Origin of the sequence: Mesorhizobium sp. WSM4904, from assembly GCF_029674545.1 — a bacterium.
Classification (GTDB): Bacteria; Pseudomonadota; Alphaproteobacteria; order Rhizobiales; family Rhizobiaceae; genus Mesorhizobium.
In genome coordinates this window covers 899,604-919,241 of record NZ_CP121354.1, presented here as the reverse complement: position 1 = coordinate 919,241, position 19,638 = coordinate 899,604, and the positions used below count along the sequence as shown (strand labels likewise).

The 19,638-nt window shown below is 65.4% G+C and carries 15 protein-coding genes, 1 tRNA gene and 1 pseudogene; 9 read left to right on the top strand and 8 right to left on the bottom strand.

Translation table 11 applies throughout. From position 1 onward, the window contains the following. Positions 1 to 19 precede the first annotated feature (19 nt). The 3 genes from QAZ47_RS04295 to QAZ47_RS04285 are packed head-to-tail and all read left to right on the top strand — an operon-like array spanning position 20 to position 5,824. A complete protein-coding gene (locus QAZ47_RS04295; RefSeq protein ID WP_278232636.1) occupies positions 20 to 1,087 on the top strand; it encodes a hypothetical protein in 1,068 nt (355 codons plus the stop codon). Continuing rightward, entirely contained in the window at positions 1,029 to 2,507 is a 1,479-nt protein-coding gene (locus tag QAZ47_RS04290) for a DUF6504 family protein (protein ID WP_278232635.1), read from the top strand. The genes QAZ47_RS04295 and QAZ47_RS04290 overlap by 59 nt, the downstream gene beginning before the upstream one ends. Then, positions 2,504 to 5,824, top strand: a complete 3,321-nt coding sequence (locus tag QAZ47_RS04285; RefSeq protein ID WP_278232634.1) for an error-prone DNA polymerase — start codon at positions 2,504 to 2,506, stop codon at positions 5,822 to 5,824. Before QAZ47_RS04290 ends, QAZ47_RS04285 begins: the two co-directional genes overlap by 4 nt. Positions 5,825 to 6,106: 282 nt before the next feature. Here the strand turns inward: QAZ47_RS04285 and QAZ47_RS04280 are convergent, their stop codons facing one another. From QAZ47_RS04280 to QAZ47_RS04265, 4 genes and pseudogenes are all read right to left on the bottom strand, one after another. Continuing rightward, a complete protein-coding gene (locus tag QAZ47_RS04280) occupies positions 6,107 to 6,352 on the bottom strand; it encodes a Trm112 family protein (protein WP_278205753.1) in 246 nt (81 codons plus the stop codon). Between the two features lie 174 nt (positions 6,353 to 6,526). Then, positions 6,527 to 7,198 carry an LON peptidase substrate-binding domain-containing protein gene (locus tag QAZ47_RS04275; protein ID WP_278078003.1) on the bottom strand — a complete coding sequence of 224 codons (672 nt, stop codon included), beginning with the start codon at positions 7,196 to 7,198 and terminating at the stop codon, positions 6,527 to 6,529. Positions 7,199 to 7,364: 166 nt separating this feature from the next. Further along, complete coding sequence (gene trxA / locus QAZ47_RS04270; protein WP_278232633.1) at positions 7,365 to 8,360, bottom strand: thioredoxin; 996 nt, start codon at positions 8,358 to 8,360, stop codon at positions 7,365 to 7,367. A gap of 98 nt (positions 8,361 to 8,458) precedes the next feature. After that, positions 8,459 to 8,960 (bottom strand): annotated as a pseudogene (locus QAZ47_RS04265) (prolyl-tRNA synthetase associated domain-containing protein). Between the two features lie 205 nt (positions 8,961 to 9,165). Between QAZ47_RS04265 and QAZ47_RS04260 the strand changes: the two are divergent. Both QAZ47_RS04260 and QAZ47_RS04255 read left to right on the top strand, forming a co-directional pair. Then, positions 9,166 to 9,240, top strand: a tRNA-Gly gene (locus QAZ47_RS04260). 293 nt (positions 9,241 to 9,533) lie between these two features. Then, positions 9,534 to 11,570 carry an adenylate/guanylate cyclase domain-containing protein gene (locus QAZ47_RS04255; protein ID WP_278232632.1) on the top strand — a complete coding sequence of 679 codons (2,037 nt, stop codon included), beginning with the start codon at positions 9,534 to 9,536 and terminating at the stop codon, positions 11,568 to 11,570. A gap of 133 nt (positions 11,571 to 11,703) precedes the next feature. Here the strand turns inward: QAZ47_RS04255 and QAZ47_RS04250 are convergent, their stop codons facing one another. Further along, positions 11,704 to 12,144, bottom strand: coding sequence for an Lrp/AsnC family transcriptional regulator (locus QAZ47_RS04250; RefSeq protein ID WP_278232631.1), 441 nt, complete (start codon positions 12,142 to 12,144; stop codon positions 11,704 to 11,706). Positions 12,145 to 12,278: 134 nt separating this feature from the next. Here QAZ47_RS04250 and rocF point away from each other — a divergent pair, with 134 nt between their 5' ends. After that, positions 12,279 to 13,211 carry an arginase gene (gene rocF, locus QAZ47_RS04245; protein ID WP_278232630.1) on the top strand — a complete coding sequence of 311 codons (933 nt, stop codon included), beginning with the start codon at positions 12,279 to 12,281 and terminating at the stop codon, positions 13,209 to 13,211. A gap of 2 nt (positions 13,212 to 13,213) precedes the next feature. Beyond that, the gene (locus QAZ47_RS04240; RefSeq protein ID WP_278205746.1) at positions 13,214 to 14,272 is read left to right on the top strand and encodes an ornithine cyclodeaminase; all 1,059 of its coding nucleotides are present in this window, start codon (positions 13,214 to 13,216) and stop codon (positions 14,270 to 14,272) included. A 149-nt stretch (positions 14,273 to 14,421) separates the two neighbouring features. Here the strand turns inward: QAZ47_RS04240 and QAZ47_RS04235 are convergent, their stop codons facing one another. The 3 genes from QAZ47_RS04235 to QAZ47_RS04225 form a co-directional block, all read right to left on the bottom strand. Continuing rightward, positions 14,422 to 15,441, bottom strand: coding sequence for a substrate-binding domain-containing protein (locus QAZ47_RS04235; RefSeq protein WP_278232629.1), 1,020 nt, complete (start codon positions 15,439 to 15,441; stop codon positions 14,422 to 14,424). Positions 15,442 to 16,038: 597 nt separating this feature from the next. Then, a complete protein-coding gene (locus QAZ47_RS04230; RefSeq protein ID WP_278232628.1) occupies positions 16,039 to 17,058 on the bottom strand; it encodes an LLM class flavin-dependent oxidoreductase in 1,020 nt (339 codons plus the stop codon). Positions 17,059 to 17,310: 252 nt separating this feature from the next. Then, on the bottom strand, positions 17,311 to 17,943 hold the full coding sequence (locus QAZ47_RS04225; protein ID WP_278232627.1) for an isoprenylcysteine carboxylmethyltransferase family protein: 633 nt from the start codon (positions 17,941 to 17,943) through the stop codon (positions 17,311 to 17,313). 201 nt (positions 17,944 to 18,144) lie between these two features. On the opposite strand from QAZ47_RS04225, the gene QAZ47_RS04220 reads away from it, so the two are divergent. Together QAZ47_RS04220 and QAZ47_RS04215 are read left to right on the top strand one after the other, a co-directional pair. Further along, on the top strand, positions 18,145 to 18,822 hold the full coding sequence (locus QAZ47_RS04220; protein WP_278232626.1) for a winged helix-turn-helix domain-containing protein: 678 nt from the start codon (positions 18,145 to 18,147) through the stop codon (positions 18,820 to 18,822). A gap of 56 nt (positions 18,823 to 18,878) precedes the next feature. Continuing rightward, entirely contained in the window at positions 18,879 to 19,259 is a 381-nt protein-coding gene (locus QAZ47_RS04215) for a YkvA family protein (RefSeq protein WP_278232625.1), read from the top strand. Positions 19,260 to 19,638: the final 379 nt, after the last annotated feature.

Sequence of the window (19,638 nt, the reverse complement as noted above, 5' to 3'; positions counted from 1 at the left end):
GCTGCCGGAAGTGAACGTCATGGCGATGAGCGCCGTGGCGCGGGACACTGTTTTTGCCCTGCGCCGCCAGATCGCGAAGATCGAGGGAACGCTGCCCGAGCGCCTGGAAGCGCCGGTGCCTGGCGCGCCCCGAACAATTTCAGGGCGAGCAATTCCAGGAAAAGTGCGAAGCGGTCTTCCGTCCGGAATTGCGGAACCCACAGGCTCGGGCGTCACCATCGTTCGGCGCGGCCTTGCCGTGGCCTCGCCGGATGCCTTCCTGCACACCGGCATCGAACGCCTCGATACCGCCCTCGGCGGCGGCCTGCCCAAGGCGGCGCTCAGTGAAATCCATGGGTTGGAAACCCGCGATGCCGGCACTGTTGCCGGCTTCGCGCTCTCGCTCGCCAGCCTGATCCTCAAGCAGAAACAGGGCCTGCCGGTCCTCTGGATCGGCACGGCGGAGATTTTCCGCGAGGCCGGCTTTCCCTATGCCAGGGGGCTTCACGCCCTCTTCGGCATCGAGCCGGAACAATTGCTGTTTTCCGAAGCGCCGAAACTTCTCGACGCGCTGTGGATCGCCGAGGAAGCCGCCCGCATGACGGCCTTCGCCGCAGTCATCCTGGAGATCCGCGGCAGCTCGCGGCTTCTCGACCTTACCGCGACGCGCCGCCTGCACGCCCGCGCCCAAGCCGCCGGCCGCCCGGTGCTGCTGCTGCGCCAGGCCGGCGAGGCCGAACCGACGGCGGCACCGGTGCGCCTCATCGTTTCGGCGGCGCCGGCGGCGAGCCGCGAGACGCTCGCCGGCCCGCTCGCCGGCTCGATCGGCCGCCCCGCCTTCACCGTCGATATCGGCAAGAGCCGCACGGCCCTGCCCGGACAATTCACACTGGAGTGGAACCCCGATGAGCACGCTTTTGCCGAAAGAACAGAGAATTCTGTCGCTGTGGTTCCCGTACCTTTGCGCGGAACGGATCCTGCGCCAGCGTCTGGGGCGGTCCTGGCGTTCCCGCCCGTCGCATCACCTGCCGCCATCTCACCCACCGCTGGTGATCAGCCATCGCGACAGCAACGCCCAGCGCATCGCAGCCCTCGACGAACGGGCTGAGGCGCTCAAATTGAAGCGCGGCATGGGCATTGCCGATGCGCGCGCCATGCACCCTTCGATCGACGTGGTGGAGGCCGACCCGGAAGCCGACCGCCGCCTGCTCGAAGGCCTCGCCGACTGGTGCGACCGCTACACGCCGCTGGTGGCGATCGACGGCGAGGACGGGCTGTTCCTCGACGTCACCGGCTGCACGCATCTGTTCGGCGGCGAGCGCGCCATGCAGGACGAGATCCTCACCCGTTTCTTCGAGCAGGGTTTCGATGTCCGCGCTGGCCTCGCCTCGACGCCGGGCGCCGCCTGGGCGGCGGCGCGCTTCCATGGCGACCGCATCGTGGCCTTCGGCGAGGAGGAGGCGCTTCTGGCACCCTTGCCGCTTTCGGCGCTGCGCATCGCGCCGGAAACCCGCATCAGCCTGGAAAGCGTCGGCCTGCGCACGGCGGGCGCGGTGATGGCAGCACCCCGCGCGCCGCTCGCCCGCCGCTTCGGCGCCACCTTGCTTTTGCGTCTCGACCAGGCGCTCGGCCGCCTCGACGAGGCCGTGTCGCCGCGCCTTCCGGTGGCGCCGCTCTCGGTCGAGCGCCACCTTGCCGAGCCGATCATGCTCACCGACGACATCGAACGGCTGGTGAGCCGGCTTGCCGTCGCTCTGAAGGCCGACCTCGAACGCCGCGGCGAGGGCGCGAGGGCGCTCGCCCTTCTTCTCTTCCGCGTCGACGGCGCCGTCAGCCGCATCGCGGTCGGCACCTCGCGCCCGATGCGCGAGCCGCAGCTGATCCGCAAACTGTTCCACGAACGGCTGACCGCGCTGGAACAGAACATCGACGCCGGCTTCGGCTTCGACCTCGTGCGGCTGTCGGTGCTTTCGGTCGCCGCCTTCGACATGCTGCAGGGCGACCTTGCCGGCGAGACGAGCGACGACGACGCCGACATCGCCTTGTTCGCCGACCGCATCCGCGCCCGCCTCGGCGAGGCCGCCGTGCTGAAGCCGGTCGTCGTCGAAAGCCATCTGCCGGAGCGCGCCGTCGCGGTAGTTCCCTTCGCGGAAGCGCCGCGAAGGCGCATGCCGCCGAAACAATCCGACCGCGCCGCGCCGCCGATGACCATCTACCCGCCGGAGCGGCCGGTGCGGCTGTTCCGATCGCCCGAGCCGATCGAGGTGCCGGCGACCGAAATCCCGGAAGGGCCGCCGATGAACTTCCGCTGGCGGCGCGCGCTTTACCGCGTCGCCCGCGCCGAAGGGCCGGAGCGCATTGCCGCGGAATGGTGGCGGCAGCTGCCCGGCGAGGAAGAGGCGCCGACCCGCGACTATTACCGCATCGAGGACAGCGAGGGGCGTCGTTACTGGCTCTACCGCCAGGGCCTCTACGGCAGCGCCCCGCAAGCCGCGCCGCGCTGGTTCATGCATGGGGTCTTCGCATGAACGCGCTGACCGTCATCCCCTATGCCGAGTTCGGCATCCAGTCGAACTTTTCCTTCCTGCGCGGCGCCTCCAAGCCCGAGGAGCTGGTGGTGACGGCGAAATTCTATGGTTTTTCATCGATCGGCCTTGCCGACAGGAACACCGTCGCCGGCGTCGTGCGCGCCTGGCAGCAGGCCAAGGTCGAGAAGCTGGCCTATCACCCCGGCTGCCGCCTGGTTTTCCGCGACGGCACGCCGGACATTCTCGCCTATCCCCGCGACCGCAAGGGTTGGGGCCATCTCTGCCGCATGCTGACGCAAGCCAATCTGCGCGACGAGAACGAGAAGGGCGCGACGCTGCTTGAATTGAGCGACCTGCTCGAATGGGGCGATCTGATGTCGCTGGCGATCCTGCCCGACCTGTCCGAAGGCGCGAAAGACAATCTGGCGCTCATTAGCCGGCTCAAGGATCGTTTCGGCGCCGCACTCCGGCTGGCCGTGGCGCCGGACTATGGCGGCAACGACCGCTTCCGCATCGAGCAGGCGGCGGCGATGTCCGACCATGCCGGCCTCCCGCTGATGGCGACCAACGACGTGCTCTACCACGCCGCCGATCGCCGGCCGCTGCAGGACGTGCTGACCGCGATCCGCCTCAACACGCCGGTTTCCGAGGTCGGGCTGGAGCTGACCGCCAATGCCGAGCGCCATCTGAAGCCGCCGCTGGAGATGGCGCGTCTGTTCCGCCGGCATCCCCAGGCGCTGGCGGAGACGCTGCGCTTCGCCGACGAATTGACCTTCTCGCTCAGCGACCTCGAATACAACTATCCGGACGAGCCGACCGAATCCGGCCTGGGGCCGCAAGCCGAGCTCGAGCGTTTGGCGCGCGAAGGGGCGGCCGTGCGCTATCCGGCCGGCGTCCCCGAAAATGTGCTGCAGCGCATCGACAGCGAGCTCGCTTTGATCGAGCGCTTGAACTATGCACGCTATTTCCTGACCGTCTACGACATCGTCAAATTCGCCCGCAGCAAGGGAATCCTTTGCCAGGGCCGCGGCTCGGCCGCCAATTCGATCATCTGCTTCTGCATCGGCATCACCGAAGTCGGCCCCGAGCGGATCGATACGCTCTTCGAGCGCTTCATCTCCGAGGAGCGCAACGAGCCGCCCGACATCGACGTCGACTTCGAGCACGAGCGGCGCGACGAGGTCATCGCCTACATCTATGAGAAGTACAGCGCCAAGCGCACCGCTCTGGCCGCCGCCGTCATCAGCTATCGCGGCCGTTCTGCCCTGCGCGAGGTGGCCAAGGCGATGGGCCTGTCGGAGGATGTCCGCAGCGCCCTGTCGAGCACCATCTGGGGCTGGTCGACCTCGGAGCTCGGCGAAAAGGAGGCCAATGCCGGCGGCCTCGACCGCACCGACCCGTTGTCTCGGCAGGTGCTGGAGCGCGCCAACGAGATCATGGGCTTTCCCCGCCACCTCTCCCAGCATGTCGGCGGTTTCGTCATCACCCGCGACCGGCTCGACGAGGTCGTGCCCATCGTCAAGACGGCGATGGAAGAGCGCAAGATGGTCGAGTGGGACAAGGACGACCTCGATGCGGTGAAGATTCTCAAGGTGGACGTGCTGGCGCTCGGCATGCTGACCTGCCTGAAGCGCGCCTTCACCTTGCTAACCGATCATTATCCACGAGCGCGGGATCCGTTTGGACAACCCTATGTGCTCGCCACCCTCCCGGAAGAGGACAGGCGCGTCTATGCCATGATCGAGCGGGCCGACACGCTCGGCGTCTTCCAGATCGAGTCGCGCGCGCAGATGTCGATGCTGCCGCGCCTCAAGCCGGAAAATTTCTATGACCTCGTCATCGAGGTTGCGATCGTGCGGCCCGGCCCGATCCAGGGCGACATGGTGCATCCATATCTGCGCCGCAGGCAAGGCAAGGAGAAGCCCGAATACCCGAAGCCCGAGTTGGAAGAGATTCTCGGCAAGACGCTGGGCGTGCCCCTGTTCCAGGAGCAGGCGATGAAGATCGCCATCGTCGCCGGCGGCTTCAGGCCGGGCGAGGCCGACGAGTTGCGCCGCGCCATGGCGACCTTCAAGCGCACCGGCACGATCGGCAACTACCGCCAGCGCATGATCGACGGCATGGTCGCCAAGGGCTACGAGAGGGACTTCGCCGAGCGCTGCTTCAAGCAGATCGAGGGTTTCGGCGAATATGGCTTCCCGGAAAGCCATGCCGCCTCCTTCGCGCTGCTGGTCTATGCCTCCTGCTGGTTCAAGACCTTCTATCCCGACGTCTTCTGCGCCGCGATCCTGAACTCGCAGCCGATGGGTTTCTACCAGCCGGCCCAGCTCGTTCGCGATGCGCGCGACCACGGCGTGGAGATACGCGAGGTCGACATCAACCATTCCGTCTGGGACTGCACGCTGGAGGCCACCGACTTCGATCCTTCGCGCATCCTCGAACGCCATGCCTCGATGCGCGGCGTCATCGAGACGGCGCATGCCGTCAGGCTCGGCTTCCGCCAGATCAAGGGACTTTCCGCGGAGCGGATGGAAGCCGCCGTCGCCCGGCGCGGCAATGGCTACCGATCGGTCAGGGATCTCTGGCTGCGTTCGGGCCTCGATGTCGGCGAGATCGAAAGGCTGGCCGAGGCCGACGCCTTCCGCTCGCTCGGCCTCGACCGCCGCTCAGCGCTCTGGGAAGTGCGCGCGCTCGACGGCAGGAGCGCCGCCGAAAAGCTGCCGCTGTTCGATCAGCCCATGCTCCGCCTGCGTGATCTCGAACCCGAAACGAAGCTGCCGAAAATGCCGCTCGGCGAGCATGTCGTTCATGACTACCGTTCGCTCGGCCTGTCGCTGAAGGAGCACCCCGTCGCCTTCCTGCGCGAGCGGCTCACCCGCGCCGGCATCACGCCCAATGCGCACCTGCCGTCGGTGCGCGACGGCCGCCGCGTCTCCGTCGCCGGCCTGGTGCTGGTGCGCCAGCGTCCCGGCAAGGGCAATGCCATCTTCCTTACCCTCGAGGACGAGAAGGCGATCGCCAATGTCATCATCTGGCCGCGCGTCTTCGACCGCTTCCGCCCTATCGTGATGGGCGCGCGCTTCATCCGCGTCACCGGCAAGCTGCAGCATGAATCGAGTGTCATCCACATCGTCGCCGACAGGATCGAGGACCTGACATCCTGGCTGGGCGTGCTTCTGCGGCCGCCCGCCATCGAGCATCAGCCGGATGCGAACCGGTCTGCTCCGGCGAACCGTGGCCTGCCGGTCCGCCAGGACGCCGAAGCCCTGTCGAGTACCGCGCAACAGGTCATGCCCAAGGGGCGGAATTTTCAGTAGCGGCGATTTCCAGCACAATAAGGAACGCAGCGGGAGCGAAAAACGCCTTCGTCATCCACGGGCGAAGCAAGGAGCGAAGCGACGCAGCGCAGACCCGAGGATCCATGCCGTTACCTGCGAGCGCCGCTACGGGCAGAATTCTACCCCGTTGCGCTTCGCGACCAACGTCACGGCATGGATCCCAGGGTCTCCGCGACGCCGCTTCGCGGCTGCTCCGCCCTGGGATGACGACGTAAGGGGCGTCCCGCCAACCTCGAAGGCCGCATGGCGGCGCAAGCGCGTTCACGACGGCCCGCTCAACCGCGGCTGCGGCGGCAACACGTCATCGGCCGAGATCGTGCGCGCTTCCGAGGGCAGCATGATCGGGATGCCGTCGCGCACCGGGTAGGCGAGCTTGGCCACGCGCGAGATCAGCTCGCTGCGCTCGGGATCCCAGGTCAATGGCCCCTTGGTGAGCGGGCAGGCGAGCAGCTCCAGCAGCTTCGGGTCGACCGTGGCCTTCCGTCCGTCACGTCTGTCCGCCGCCATCTCACTTTTCCATTGTCCAACTGCCACGGGCCAAAGTGTATTGAGATTCAGGTCAGGCCGAGCCGAAAGTGGTGGGTTTCGAGAACCGGAGCGGAGCGTACTTGAAGTACGTGAGCACCGGAAGCGCAGTAACCCGCCATTTGCAGGCCGGCCTCACCTGAATATCAATACACTTTACTGGAGGCTCGAGCCAAAATCTTCATCCTCGCGCGCGAGCGTTATTTCGGTGATGGCGATCAGCGTCTCTGCACGCGTCTTCAAGTCCGCCGCTTCGAGCAGCGCCTGCTTCTCGGCCGGCCCGTAGGGTGCCATCATCGACAGCGCATTGACCAGCATTCCGTTCTCGGCCCGGCTGACGCTTTCCCAGTCGGCTTCGAGGTCATTGGCTTGCAGATAGGCGCGGAACGCCTTGAGCAGCGCCGGCCGGTCTACCTCGGCGGCGGCCTGGTCCTCCTCGAGATCGGCGAGGAAGGGTGCGATCCGGCATTGCCGGAACGGCGTCTTCACCGCCAGTTCCTGCGTGACGCGGAAGCGGCAGACACCTTGCAGCGAGATCAGGTAGCGGCCGTCACCGGTCTCGGCGAGCGAGATGATGCGCCCGGCGCAGCCGACGCTGCAAAGCTCGGGCTCGCCGTCGTTGCGCAGCGCGCCGTCGAGACTGGGCTGGATCATGCCGATCAGCCGCGATCCGGCCATCGCCTCGTCGATCATCTGCAGATAGCGCGGCTCGAAAATGTTGAGCGGCATGCGGCCGCCCGGCAGCAGCAGCGCTCCGGCGAGCGGAAACACCGGGATCGTCGACGGCAGATCCCTCGCGAGCCGATAGCGGGCGTTTCCGACCTGCACTTCAACCCTCCGCACACGTCGCCCGGCAGCGGTCAAATCTGCGATCGACGCAGCCCGGCTTGTTCACCCGTTTATCGGCAGGGCAAGCCACTGCCCCCTATCTGGCGCAGTGGCCGCCCTGCGCAAGCCCCTTACCTGGCAAACGGCAACAAAGCCGGCAAAGCGCTCACGAGAACAGCAGCGACGACAGTTTGCGCCGCGCCGCCAGCGTCGCCTCGTCGGTCATTCCCCATGCCTCGAAGAACTTCAACAGCTGCGCCCGCGCGCCGTCGTCGTTCCATGTCCGGTCGGCCTTGACGATCGCCAGGAGATTGTCGGCGGCCTGCGTCCGCTCGCCACGCGCATTCTGGATCATCGCCAGGTCGAACCGCGCCTGATGATCGTTCGGATTGGCGGCGAGCCGACGCTCGAACTCCGCCGGATTGCCGAGCGTGGCCGCTTCTGCCGCCAGCGTCATCTTGGCGCGCAGCGCCGCGAGCGCCGGTGCGTCCTTCTTGTCCTCCGGCGCCTTCGCAAGCACCGCCTCGACGCCTTGGCTGTCGCCGGCCTCGAACAGGATCTCGCCAAGCCCGGCAATCGCCTCGATGGTTTCGGGCGCCTGCTCGAGGATCGCGTCATAGATGTCGGTCGCGGTCTGCACGTCGCCGGCCTCGCGCGCCTCGCTGGCCGCCGCCAACGCATCCGTGATCTGCGACGCCGCGCCGCCGCCCTTGCCGCCGACCTTCTGGATGAACTGCGTGATCTGGCTTTCGGGAATGGCGCCCATGAAGCCGTCGACCGGCTGGCCGTCCTTGAAGGCGATGACCGCGGGGATCGACTGGATGCCGAGCTGGCCGGCGACCGAGGGATGGTCGTCGATGTTCATCTTGACCAGCTTGACCTTGCCGCCGGCGGCCTTGACCGCCTTTTCGAGCTGCGGCGTCAGCTGCTTGCAGGGACCGCACCACGGTGCCCAGAAGTCGACCAGCACCGGCTGGCGGCGCGATTCCTGGATGACGTCGGCCGCGAATGTCGCGGTCGTAGTGTCCTTGATGAGATCCGCGGCGGCCGGCCCCTCGGCGAGCGCCGCCTTGGCGCGGTCGGCCCCGCCATACTGGACCGATTGGGCGTACTGGCCGGCATTGCCCCCAAATGAGCCGCTGAACGGATTGTTGTCACTCATGTCGTCGCCCTTTCGGTCGCGCCGCCGCCGGCATGAAGGCGCGGCGCGTCATTGTCGGATTTCAGTTCGCCCTCCATGTGGCGATCAAGCCCCGACTTTCAAGATAATGAGACTTTCAAGATAACAGGATCGTGGCCGGTTGCCTCGACGAATCTGATGAGATCGGCGGCCGCGATGGTCGTCGTCGCCTCATTGGTCAGCGGATGGCCGTTGATGATCTCGTGGCTCATCAACTCCTGGTCGAGAACCACCTTGACCCTCCCGGCAGCATCGTTGATCAGGCCGAAGACGGTGACCGCGCCGGGGATGACGCCGAGCAGCTCCATCAGCATTTCCGGCTTGCCGAAGGAGACGCGGCCGGCGGCGCCAATCAGATGGTGGATCTGCTTGAGATCGACTACCGCTTCCTCGCCGACGGTGACGAGGAAATAATTGTCCTTCTTGTCCTTGAGGAAGAGGTTCTTGGTGTGCCCCCCCCGGGATCTCGCCGCGCAGCGCCTGCGAATCGGCGACCGTGAACAGCGGCGGATGGCGCACCGTCGAGACGGAAATGCCGAGATCGGCAAGAAAGGCGTAAAGCTCGGCTTCGGTCTTCGCCATCGGTCCTCGCATCGTCCGGCAGGTCATGCCGTTTACGGCCAATGATGCCTGCGAGGCAAGGGTGGCGGAGGGCGGCGAAGAAATCGGCGCTTCGGGCGATCTCGTCGGCGCTTGCGGGCTGCGGCCAAAAAGACCGTCATTTCCCTGTTGCAATCGCCGCGCTCTTCGGCCATATAGGCGCGGCTTGCGGCCCAAGGCCGCGCGAGCGGGTGTAGCTCAGGGGTAGAGCACAACCTTGCCAAGGTTGGGGTCGGGCGTTCGAATCGCCTCACCCGCTCCAGTTTCCCTCCAGGGATCAAGCAACGAAAAGCCGCGGTTCGCCGCGGCTTTTTCGCGCTTATTTCCCTCAGACCTGCTGCCGGGCATCCCGCCCAGACCTCCGATTGGTTCTGTTTAAGCCCAGTCAGCCGAAACCCGGTCCCGTCGGTCGACGATGGGCCAAGGTCGGAATTCGCGAACGCAAAATGGGCCTGCGTGTCACGCGCCCGGCCGGGAACTGCCGGCCGCTTACGCAGAGGCTGTTGGACCAATCAACCTAACCCAATATGATCCAAAGGCCTCGGAGGAACTCGAATGGAAGCAGGCGGTATAGAGCGCAAGCTCGCGGCGATCCTTGCGGCCGATGTCGCCGGATACAGTCGACTCATGGGCGCCGACGAGGAAGGAACTCTCGCCCGCTTGAACGGCCATCGCCGCGAGCACCTCGATCCATGCATCGCCAGGCATCGAGGCAGGATCGTCAAGACGACGGGCGACGGGCTATTGGCGGAATTCGTCAGTGTCGTCGATGCAGTGCGCTGTGCGGTCGAGGTGCAGGCCGGCATGGCCGAACGCAATGCCGCGACGAGCAACGATGACCGGCTCGAATTCCGGATCGGCATCAATGTCGGCGATATTATCGAGCAGGACGGCGACGTGTTCGGCGACGGGGTTAACATCGCCTCGCGTCTGGAGAGCATCGCTGAGCCGGGCGGGATCTGTGTGTCCGCACGAGTTCAGGAGGATGCAGCGGGAAAGATAGACCTTCGCTTCGAGGACATCGGCGAACAGGTGCTGAAGAACATCGTTCGGCCGATCCGAGCTTATCGACTGCGCCCGGGCGGAGCCGAGCAGTTAGGCCCGTCGGGTGCGACGGAGCGCTTGCCGGACAGGCCGGCGCTTGCGGTGCTGCCATTTCAGAATATGAGTGGCGACCCGGAGCAGGACTATTTTGCCGACGGCATAGTCGAGGACATAATCACCGCCCTCAGTCGCTTCAGGTCGTTTGCGGTGATCGCCCGCAACTCGAGCTTCGTCTACAAGGGCAAGGCAATCGACGTTCGACAGGTCGCCAGGGAGCTCGGAGTCCGCTACGTACTCGAAGGCAGCGTGCGACGCTCGGGCGAGCGGCTGCGCATCACCGCACAGCTCATCGAGACGACAGGCGGGGCCCATCTTTGGGCAGACAGATTCGACGGTGCTGTGGCAGACGTGTTCGACGTTCAGGATCGGATAACCGAAAGCGTCATCGGAGTAATTGAACCACAGATCCGACGGGCTGAAATCGAACGTTCTCGTAGAAAGCGCCCGGGAAGCCTCGATGCCTACGATCTCTACCTGAGGGCACTGTCGAAGACTCACAGTTCGCGGCCCGAGGACAATGCTCAGGCCTTTGCTCTCATGATGGAAGCAGTCGCACTCGAGCCGCACTACGCGCCGTTTCTGACCGGCGCTTGTTTGGCCCTTGAATTCCGCGTTGCCATGGGCTGGCCGGCGCTCACCGACGACGATCGGGCAGCCTGTCGCGATCTAGTGCGCCGCGCACTTGCCGATCCGCAAGGCGATGCGACCGTGCTGGCGCAATGCGGCCTGACGCTGGTGACCCTGCGGGAGTACGATCGGGGAATGCAGATCGTCGCCAATGCCCTCGAGGCGAACCCTAACAGCCAGTTTGTGCTAATGACCGCCGGTATCGCCGAATTCCATTGCGGGAGTCTGCAGGACGCGCTCGCCCATAGTCAGCGCGCGATCGTGATGAGCCCGGGTGATCCGACGGCGCCATGGGCCATAACCAACATCGCACTCGTACACATGGCGCTCGGTAACTATGCCGAGGCGCTGAAGTTCGCGGAGCGGTCAATGGCGGTCAATGCCGAGCTCGATCCGAGTTACTGGACATTGATTGCGGCAAATGCGCAGCTCGGCCGAATGGACGAGGCGCGACGATACCTGGCAAAGTTCCAGGCGCTCGCGCCGGACGTCACGATCGCGAGCATCAGGGCAGGACTGCCGGAATACGATCCATCTCGCATTGGCAGAAATCCTCGAGGGCTTGCGGCTGGCAGGACTGAAAGAGTTTTAGCCGTACACATGCGCGAGTTGGCGCACATCAGCGCAACAACTCCTGGTGACCGCTGCGGCCCTGAGCGGCCGCCAGCTGCAGAGCTGCCACGTAGTATGGAAGCGATCTCAGTGCGCGTCCGGCCCTTGCGCCGGCGTTCCCACAGAGTAGAGGCAAAGCGAGCGAGCGGCTCTACCGTTTCGCACGCGGCCTTCAAACAGCAGCAAGAATTGCCCGCGCCCGCTCTCTCGCTTCTGTCGGGCCGACTACCGGCCACTTTCCCAACGTGATGCGGTGCTGTTTGCCGGCGAGCGGTCGCCCGCTCTCGGTCATCCCGCCTTCACCCAGAACGCGGCAGATCACCGAGGACGATTTCGCGCCATGTTCGGTTACGCTTTTGCCATTCAGCGATCGCTCCGCCTCCTACGCAAGCCTCGCCCGCGTCGTCCTGGGCGTCGCCAGCAGCAGGCTCGTCTCGCTCCCGGTAATCCCCGGGATCAGCCGGATGCGGCGCAGCACGGCGTCGAAATCGGTCAGCGAGGCGGTGCCGAGCTCGACCACCAGGTCCCAGCGGCCATTGGTGGTGTGGATGGTCGACACCTCGGGAAAACCGCCGAGCGCCCGGATGACGCGGTCGGCGGCATGGCCCTCGATCTCGATCAGCATGACGCCGCGTATCTTCTGGTCGACGGCGTCGGCGCGCAGCACCACGGTGTAGCCGATGATCTCGCCGGATTTTTCCAGCCGCTCCATGCGCGCCCTGACCGTGGCGCGCGAGACGCCGAGATCGAGCGCGAGATCGGAGACGCTGCGCCGCGCGTCGTGCCTGAGCAGCGTCACCAGTCTTTCGTCGAGCGCGTCCATGGTTGTCCATTTCGATCAGACGATATGTGCAATATGATAGATCAGCCTTTTCGAAATGCCAATTTTCCCTGTTCAAACCGCCAGGCGGCGGTGGTTCATTCCAAGCAGTCAATCGCAAGGGCCAAAAAAAAATCATGCGCTGCAGGATCGTTGGCGCGCCGGTGCAGGACGGCGCGGGCAGGATGGGATGCGAGATGGGGCCGAGCGCGCTGCGCACCGCGGGGCTCGTCTCGGTGCTGTCGGAACTCGGCCACGAGGTCGAGGACTGGGGCGCGGTGCAGCCGGCTCAGGCGCGCGCCGTCGTCCATGGCAATCTCGCGCTCAAGGCGCTGCCGGAGATTTCCGCCTGGACATCGGCGATCGCCGAGGCGGCCTACACGACCTCGAAGGACGCCATGCCGATCTTCCTCGGCGGCGACCACTCGATCTCCGCCGGCACGGTCTCCGGCGTGGCGCGCCGAGCGGCCGAACGCGGCCGACCGCTTTTCGTGCTCTGGCTCGACGCGCATCCGGATTTCCACACGCTCGACACCACCACCAGCGGCAATCTGCACGGCGTGCCGCTCGCCTATGCCAGCGGCCGCCCCGGCTTCAGCGGTTATTTCCCGGATCTGCCGGCCGCGGTCGAGCCGGCCCGCATCTGCACCATGGGCCTGCGCAGCGTCGATCCGGCCGAGCGCCGGGCGCTGAAGGAGGCGGGCGTGACCGTGCATGACATGCGCTCGATCGACGAGCATGGCATCGCCCCGCTGCTGCGCGCCTTCTTGGGTCGCGTCGAAGCGGAAAACGGGCTGCTGCATGTCAGCCTCGACGTCGACTTCCTCGATCCGTCGATCGCGCCGGCCGTCGGCACCACCGTGCCCGGCGGCGCCACCTTCCGCGAGGCGCATCTGGTGATGGAGATGCTGTCCGACAGCGGCCTTGTCTCCAGCCTCGACCTGGTCGAGCTCAACCCGTTCCTCGACGAGCGCGGCCGCACGGCAACGCTGATGGTCGACCTCGCCGCCAGCCTGATGGGCCGCCGCATCATGGACCGGCCGACCCGCAGCCATTCCGGAAGCCTCTGATCATGACCCAGCCTTCCCGCCTTGCCATCGTCCCCTTCGTCAGCGTCGACCGCATGATGAAGCTGGTGCTCGCCATCGGCGTCGAGCGGTTTCTCACCGAGCTTGCCGGCTACATCGAGGACGATTTCCGCCGCTGGGAGCTGTTCGACAAGACGCCGCGCATTGCCTCGCACAGCCATGACGGTGTCATCGAGCTGATGCCGACCAGCGACGGGCGCCTCTACGGCTTCAAATATGTCAACGGCCATCCGAAGAACATGCGCGAGGGCCGCCAGACGGTCACCGCTTTCGGCGTGCTCGCCGATGTCGGCTCCGGCTATCCGATGCTGCTCACCGAGATGACCATCCTGACGGCGCTGCGCACCGCGGCCACCTCCGCCGTCGCGGCCAAATATCTGGCGCCGAAGGGATCGCGCGCCATGGCCATCATCGGCAACGGCGCCCAGTCCGAGTTCCAGGCCATCGCCTTCAAGGCGCTCATCGGCATCGACCGACTGCGCCTTTACGACATCGACCGCCAGGCCTCGGAAAAATGCGCCCGCAACCTTGCCGGCAAGGGTTTCGACATCACCATCTGTTCGACCGGCCAGGACGCGGTGGAAGGCGTCGACATCATCACCACGGTGACGGCCGACAAGCAGTACGCCACCATCCTCACCGACAACATGGTCGGCTCCGGCGTCCACATCAATGCGGTCGGCGGCGACTGTCCAGGCAAGACCGAGCTGCATCGCGACATCCTGCTGCGCTCCGACATCTTCGTCGAGTTCCCGCCGCAGACGCGCATCGAGGGCGAGATCCAGCAGCTCGACCCCGACCATCCGGTGACCGAGCTGTGGCAGGTGATGACCGGCCAGGCCGAAGGCCGCAAGTCGGCCAAGCAGATCACGCTGTTCGATTCCGTCGGTTTCGCCACCGAGGATTTCTCCGCGCTGCGCTATGTCCGCGACCAGCTCAAGGCCACCGGCCTCTACGAGGAGCTCGACCTGCTCGCCGACCCCGACGAGCCGCGCGACCTGTTCGGCATGCTGCTCAGGGCCGCCATGCAGCCGGCGGCTTGAGGGAACGAGCGCGTTATCTCCCCCCTTGAGGGGGAGATGTCGCCGAAGGCGACAGAGGGGGTCGCTGCGCGTGAAGCGCCAATCTCCATCTGCAGAGCAAGCCGAGCCCGGTCGGACCGACCCCCTCTGGCCTGCCGGCCATCTCGCCTTCAAGGGGGGAGATTACGCGCTACCCCCCGCGCCGCGCAGCTTTCCCGCTCGACCAGCACCGGCGCCAGCACCTCGCGGCGCGAGGGCGCTGCCGGCTCGCCGAGGCGCTCGAGCAGCAGGTTCACCGCCCGCGTGCCGATCTTTTCGACCGGCTGGGCGATCGTCGTCAGCGGCGGCCATGTGGTGACGGCATAAGGAATGTCGTCGAAGCCGACCAGCGACATGTCGTCGGGGACGCGCAAGCCGCGCGAGCGCAGCGCGGTGATGGCGCCCATGGCCATCAGGTCGTTGCAGGCGAACACCGCCGTGATGTCCGGCGCCTGCTCCATCAGCCGCTCCATCGCCAGGCGGCCGCCGGCGAAATGATAGTCGGAATCGACCACCGACGATGCTGGCAGCTCGAGGCCCATCTCCTCGAGCGCCCGGACAAAGCCGCGCAGGCGGGCGGGGCTGGAGCTCGAATCGCGCGGGCCGCCAATGACACCGATCTTGTAATGGCCGAGCCCGACCAGGTGGCGCCCGGCGAGATAGCCGCCATGATCGTGGTCGACCAGCACGGAATCGACATTGACGGAGTGGATCTCGCGATCGAGCAGCACCGCCGGCACGGCGGCGGAAAGGCGCGAGAACACCCGCGCATGGTCGGACGAGCCGGCGAAGATCAGCCCGTCGATCTGCTTTGCCAACAGCACCGACAGATAGCGCTCTTCCTTTTCGGCATTGCCGTCCGAATTGCACAGGATCACCGTATAGCCGGCGACGAAGCCCGCATCCTCGATCTGGCGCGCCACGCTGGCGAAGAACGGGTTCGAATTGTCGGGCAGCAGCAGGCCGATGGTCTTGGTCTCGCCGCGCCGCAGGCTCCGCGCCAGCGAGTTCGGGCTGTAGCGCAGCGCGGCGATCGCCGCGCGCACGCGCTCGGCCGTTTCCGGCTCGACATGGCGCGTGCGGTTCATCACATGCGAGACCGTTGCAACGGATACCCCCGCAAAGCGCGCGACATCGGCAATCGTCGTCATGGTCCCTTGGCCCCCGCTGGCTTTCTACACGCTCCTGCACAATTTCGGATGGAAACGCTTACTCGCTTTGCTGGAATTGCTCTAGCGAATCCTCTGCAACAGCCTCTCCCGACAGGCGTCTATGATGACGGCGAGCATGATGACAAGACCAATCATGGTCGGTTTGAAATTGTCGCCGCCGCGGAACAGCAACCGATGCTTTCCTAACTTGTCGTAATCGGTTACGTAACCGATTACGCAAGGTAGGGCGACATTTTATCAGCTGTCAATATCGTAAGCGAGCTGCCGGGGGGGGCATCATTTGAGACGCTGCCTGCGGCTCCTGCTTGAGAGGGCAGCGCCGCCCCTCATTGCCCTGCCGGGCATTTCTCCCCGTATAGTGACGGGGAGAAAAAACGCTGTCATCGGCGATTTCGCCAATTGCCAGCGTTGCGGACGAGCGCCGAGGCTGCGGCCAGCCTCCTTCTCCCCGTCACTATACGGGGAGAAGGTGCCGGCAGGCAGATGAGGGGCGGCGCCAGCATTCGGCTATGGCGACGGCAGACCACCTCAAATTGCTCGGAGCGGATCACACCGGCATGATTCCCCGCCGCGACCTCACCTCCACCCCATCGCCGGCGCGACGTGCTTCAGGATCGCCTCGATGACATGGGCGTTGTAGTCGACGCCGAGCTGGTTGGGCACGGTCAAGAGCAGCGTGTCGGCCTCGGCGATCGCCTGATCCTCCTTCAGCTGCTCGATGAGCACGTCCGGCTCGGCGGCATAGGTGCGGCCGAACACGGCGCGCTTTTCCGGCTCGATATAGCCGAAGTGATCCTCGCCCTCGCTGCCGCCGAAATAGGCTCGGTCCATGTCGTTGACCAGGGCGAAGATGCTGCGGCTGACCGAGACGCGCGGCTCCCGGGCGTGGCCGGCTTCCTTCCAGGCGGCGCGGTACGCTCTTATCTGCTTGGCCTGCTGGACGTGGAGCGGCTCGCCGCTCTCGTCGAATTTGAGCGTCGAGCTCTGCAGGTTCATGCCGAGCTTGGCCGCCCACACCGCGGTGGCGTCAGTAGCGGCGCCCCACCAGATCCGCTCGCGCAGGCCCGCCGAGAACGGTTCCAGCCTGAGCAGGCCTGGCGGGTTGGGGAACATCGGCCGCGGATTGGGTTGCGCGAACCCTTCGCCGCGCAACAGGTCGAGGAAGATTTCGGCATGGCGGCGCGCCATGTCGGCATCGGTCTTGCCCTCTTCCGGCACGTAGCCGAAATAGCGCCAGCCGTCGATCACCTGCTCGGGCGAGCCGCGGCTGATGCCGAGCTGCAGCCGGCCGCCGGCGATGAGGTCGGCGGCGCCGGCATCCTCGGCCATATAGAGCGGGTTCTCGTAACGCATGTCGATGACGGCGGTGCCGAGCTCGATGCGCTTGGTTTTGGCTCCGGCCGCCGCAAGCAGCGGAAAGGGCGAGCCGAGCTGGCGGGCGAAATGGTGGACGCGGAAATAGGCGCCGTCGGCGCCGAGCTCCTCGGCCGCGACCGCGAGGTCGATCGATTGCAGCAGCGCGTCGGCGCCCGAGCGCGTGCCCGATTGCGGCGAGGGCGACCAATGCCCGAACGACAGAAACCCGATCTTTTTCATGTGCTCCGTTCCGGTTCGGAGCGGCCCGCTGAGCCACTCGAACTCTTGTGTTGCTCCGACGCAATGCCGGGAAGAGCATACAACGGCTTTCCGCTTCGGAATTGCGCAACGCAAATAGTTGAAGCCGTGCGGCCATTCAACGGAACGCTGACGGATACAGACCGTCAATCGATCCGGATCCAGACGGCTGCCTGGCGATCTTTCTGGAAAGCACGCGCCGCGCCGCGCGTGAGCGGCGGTTCCAGGAACTGATCAGTAGACGGTGAGCAAGGTCGGCAGCACGCCGGCCGCGCGGAAATACTCCACCGTCTCGATGAGTGGAAACAGGGCCAGGAAATAGAGCCCGTCCCGGAACGTGCTTTTCAGCGCGCTGGTGGAAAAGATCAATTGGTCCTGATCGCGGTAGAGCATCGGGTTCGGCCAGAAACGCGGCGTCCGCCCGGCATAGGCCGTGTAGACGGCGCCGAACTTGCCGAACAGGAATTCGGCCTCTCGATTGGCCGTGAACCGGAAGACGAGGAAGCTTGCCAGACCCAGTATCGCGGCCGCCAGCGCCGATCCGAACATCAACCCGATGCCGACCGCACCGATGATCGAGAAGAAATAGAGCGGGTTGCGGGTCATCGAGAACGGACCCGAAACGATCAGCTCGTCATTCTTCTTGCCGCCGACATAGAGGATGCTCCACAGCCGGCCAAGGAAGCAGACGAGCACGAAGCCGAAGCCGGCCGTCTCCACCAGCTCGTGCCCGCTCGAGCCTTCGCTGAGAAACGGCTTGGAAAACAGGAGCAGGACGATGGCCACCACCGCGGAGACCTGGACGACGATCAGGCGCTTGTGCTGGTCGAACGCTTTCGGCGCTGATTTGAGCGATGTGTAAGCCATTCGGGTCAGCCACTCCGGCCCAGTCAGGGACGCTACGCTCTAGCCTCTCTCCTGTGGGATTGCGAGGCCTGATCAGTATTTTCGGTCATTCTTACGAATTTGTAAGGACCGGGACAGGCCTGGGTAAGCCCCGGCTTGTGGGAATGGTGCACCGCCGATGCTAGCATGGCGTTCGCAATGGAGCACGGGCGAAACGCGAAAATGCGACTTCTGCTGGTTGAAGATGATCCAAGGACCGCCGACTACATCGTCAGGGGGCTGAGCGAGGCCGGGCACGCCTGCGACCTGCTGCGCAACGGCCATGACGCGCTCGTCGCGGCGACCCGCGATGCCTATGACGTCATCGTGGCCGACCGCATGGTTCCGGGCCTCGACGGTCTGTCGATGATCAAGGCGGTGCGCGCCGCGGGGATCAAGACGCCGGCCATATTCCTGACCTCGATCGGCGGCGTCGATGACCGGGTCGAAGGACTGGAGGCTGGCGGCGACGATTATCTGGTCAAGCCCTTCGCCTTCTCCGAGCTGCTGGCCCGCATCAACGCGCTCGGCCGCCGGCCGGCGGCGCAGGAACAGAAAACCAGTCTGCGCGTCGCCGACCTCGAGATGGACCTGATCATGCGCCGGGTGACCAGGCAGGGACAGACGATCGACCTGCAGCCCCGGGAATTCAGCCTGCTCGAGGTGCTGATGCGCGGCGAGGGCCGCGTGATTACCCGCACCATGCTTCTGGAGCGCGTCTGGGATTTCCATTTCGATCCCAAGACCAGCGTCGTCGAGACCCATATCAGCCGGCTGCGGGCCAAGGTCGACAGGCCGTTCGACGTGGCGCTCATCCACACGGTGCGCAACACCGGCTACAGCCTGCACGTGCCGGGTTGACGATCCATGCCCGATCGTATCTCGCGTCTCCGGCCGGCTGTCCATATATAAGCGACATGTCGATGCTGGACTCCGCAAGGCAATGGGCGCGTCGCATGAAGCGCGACGTTGTGGCCCTGTGGCTCGCTGCCCGCGATCCACGCGTTCCCTGGTACGCGAAGGTCATGGCCGGCGCGGTTGCAGCCTATGCGCTCAGCCCCGTCGACCTCATTCCGGATTTCATTCCGATCGTCGGCTATCTGGACGACCTTGTTATCGTTCCGCTCGGCATCCTGCTTGCGGTCAAACTGGTTCCGCCCGGCCTCATGCAGGAATTCCGCGACACTGCCACGCGCAGCACCAGGCCGGTCAGCCTGACCGGCCTGATCTTCATGATTGCGGTCTGGATAGCGGCGGCGCTGGCGCTGCTGTGGCTGTTATGGCCGAAGTCCGTCTAGCTCCCGACACAAGGACTTTGAAAGGTTGCAGGCTTGTCGGCAGGTCAGCCTTATTGTTCGTCTCGCCCAACCATCATAAGCGTTTGCAAGTGGCGGAGGCCCTCCAACCTCGTCAATCCCATGGCGAAGCAGGAGCGAAGCTCCGTCGCGGAGACCCTGGGGATCCATTCCGTGACTTTGATCGTAGGGTGCAGCGGAGCAGAATTCTGCACCGCCGCAGCGCTCATATGTAACGGAATGGATCCTCGGGTCTGCGCTGCGTCGCTTCGCTCCTTGCTCCGCCCGAGGATGACGAAGCGAGGGGCGTCAGTGGTCGATCTCCAAGGGATGCGACCTGCCATGGCAAACACATCCGACCGGCCAAAATTTCTGTGCTAGG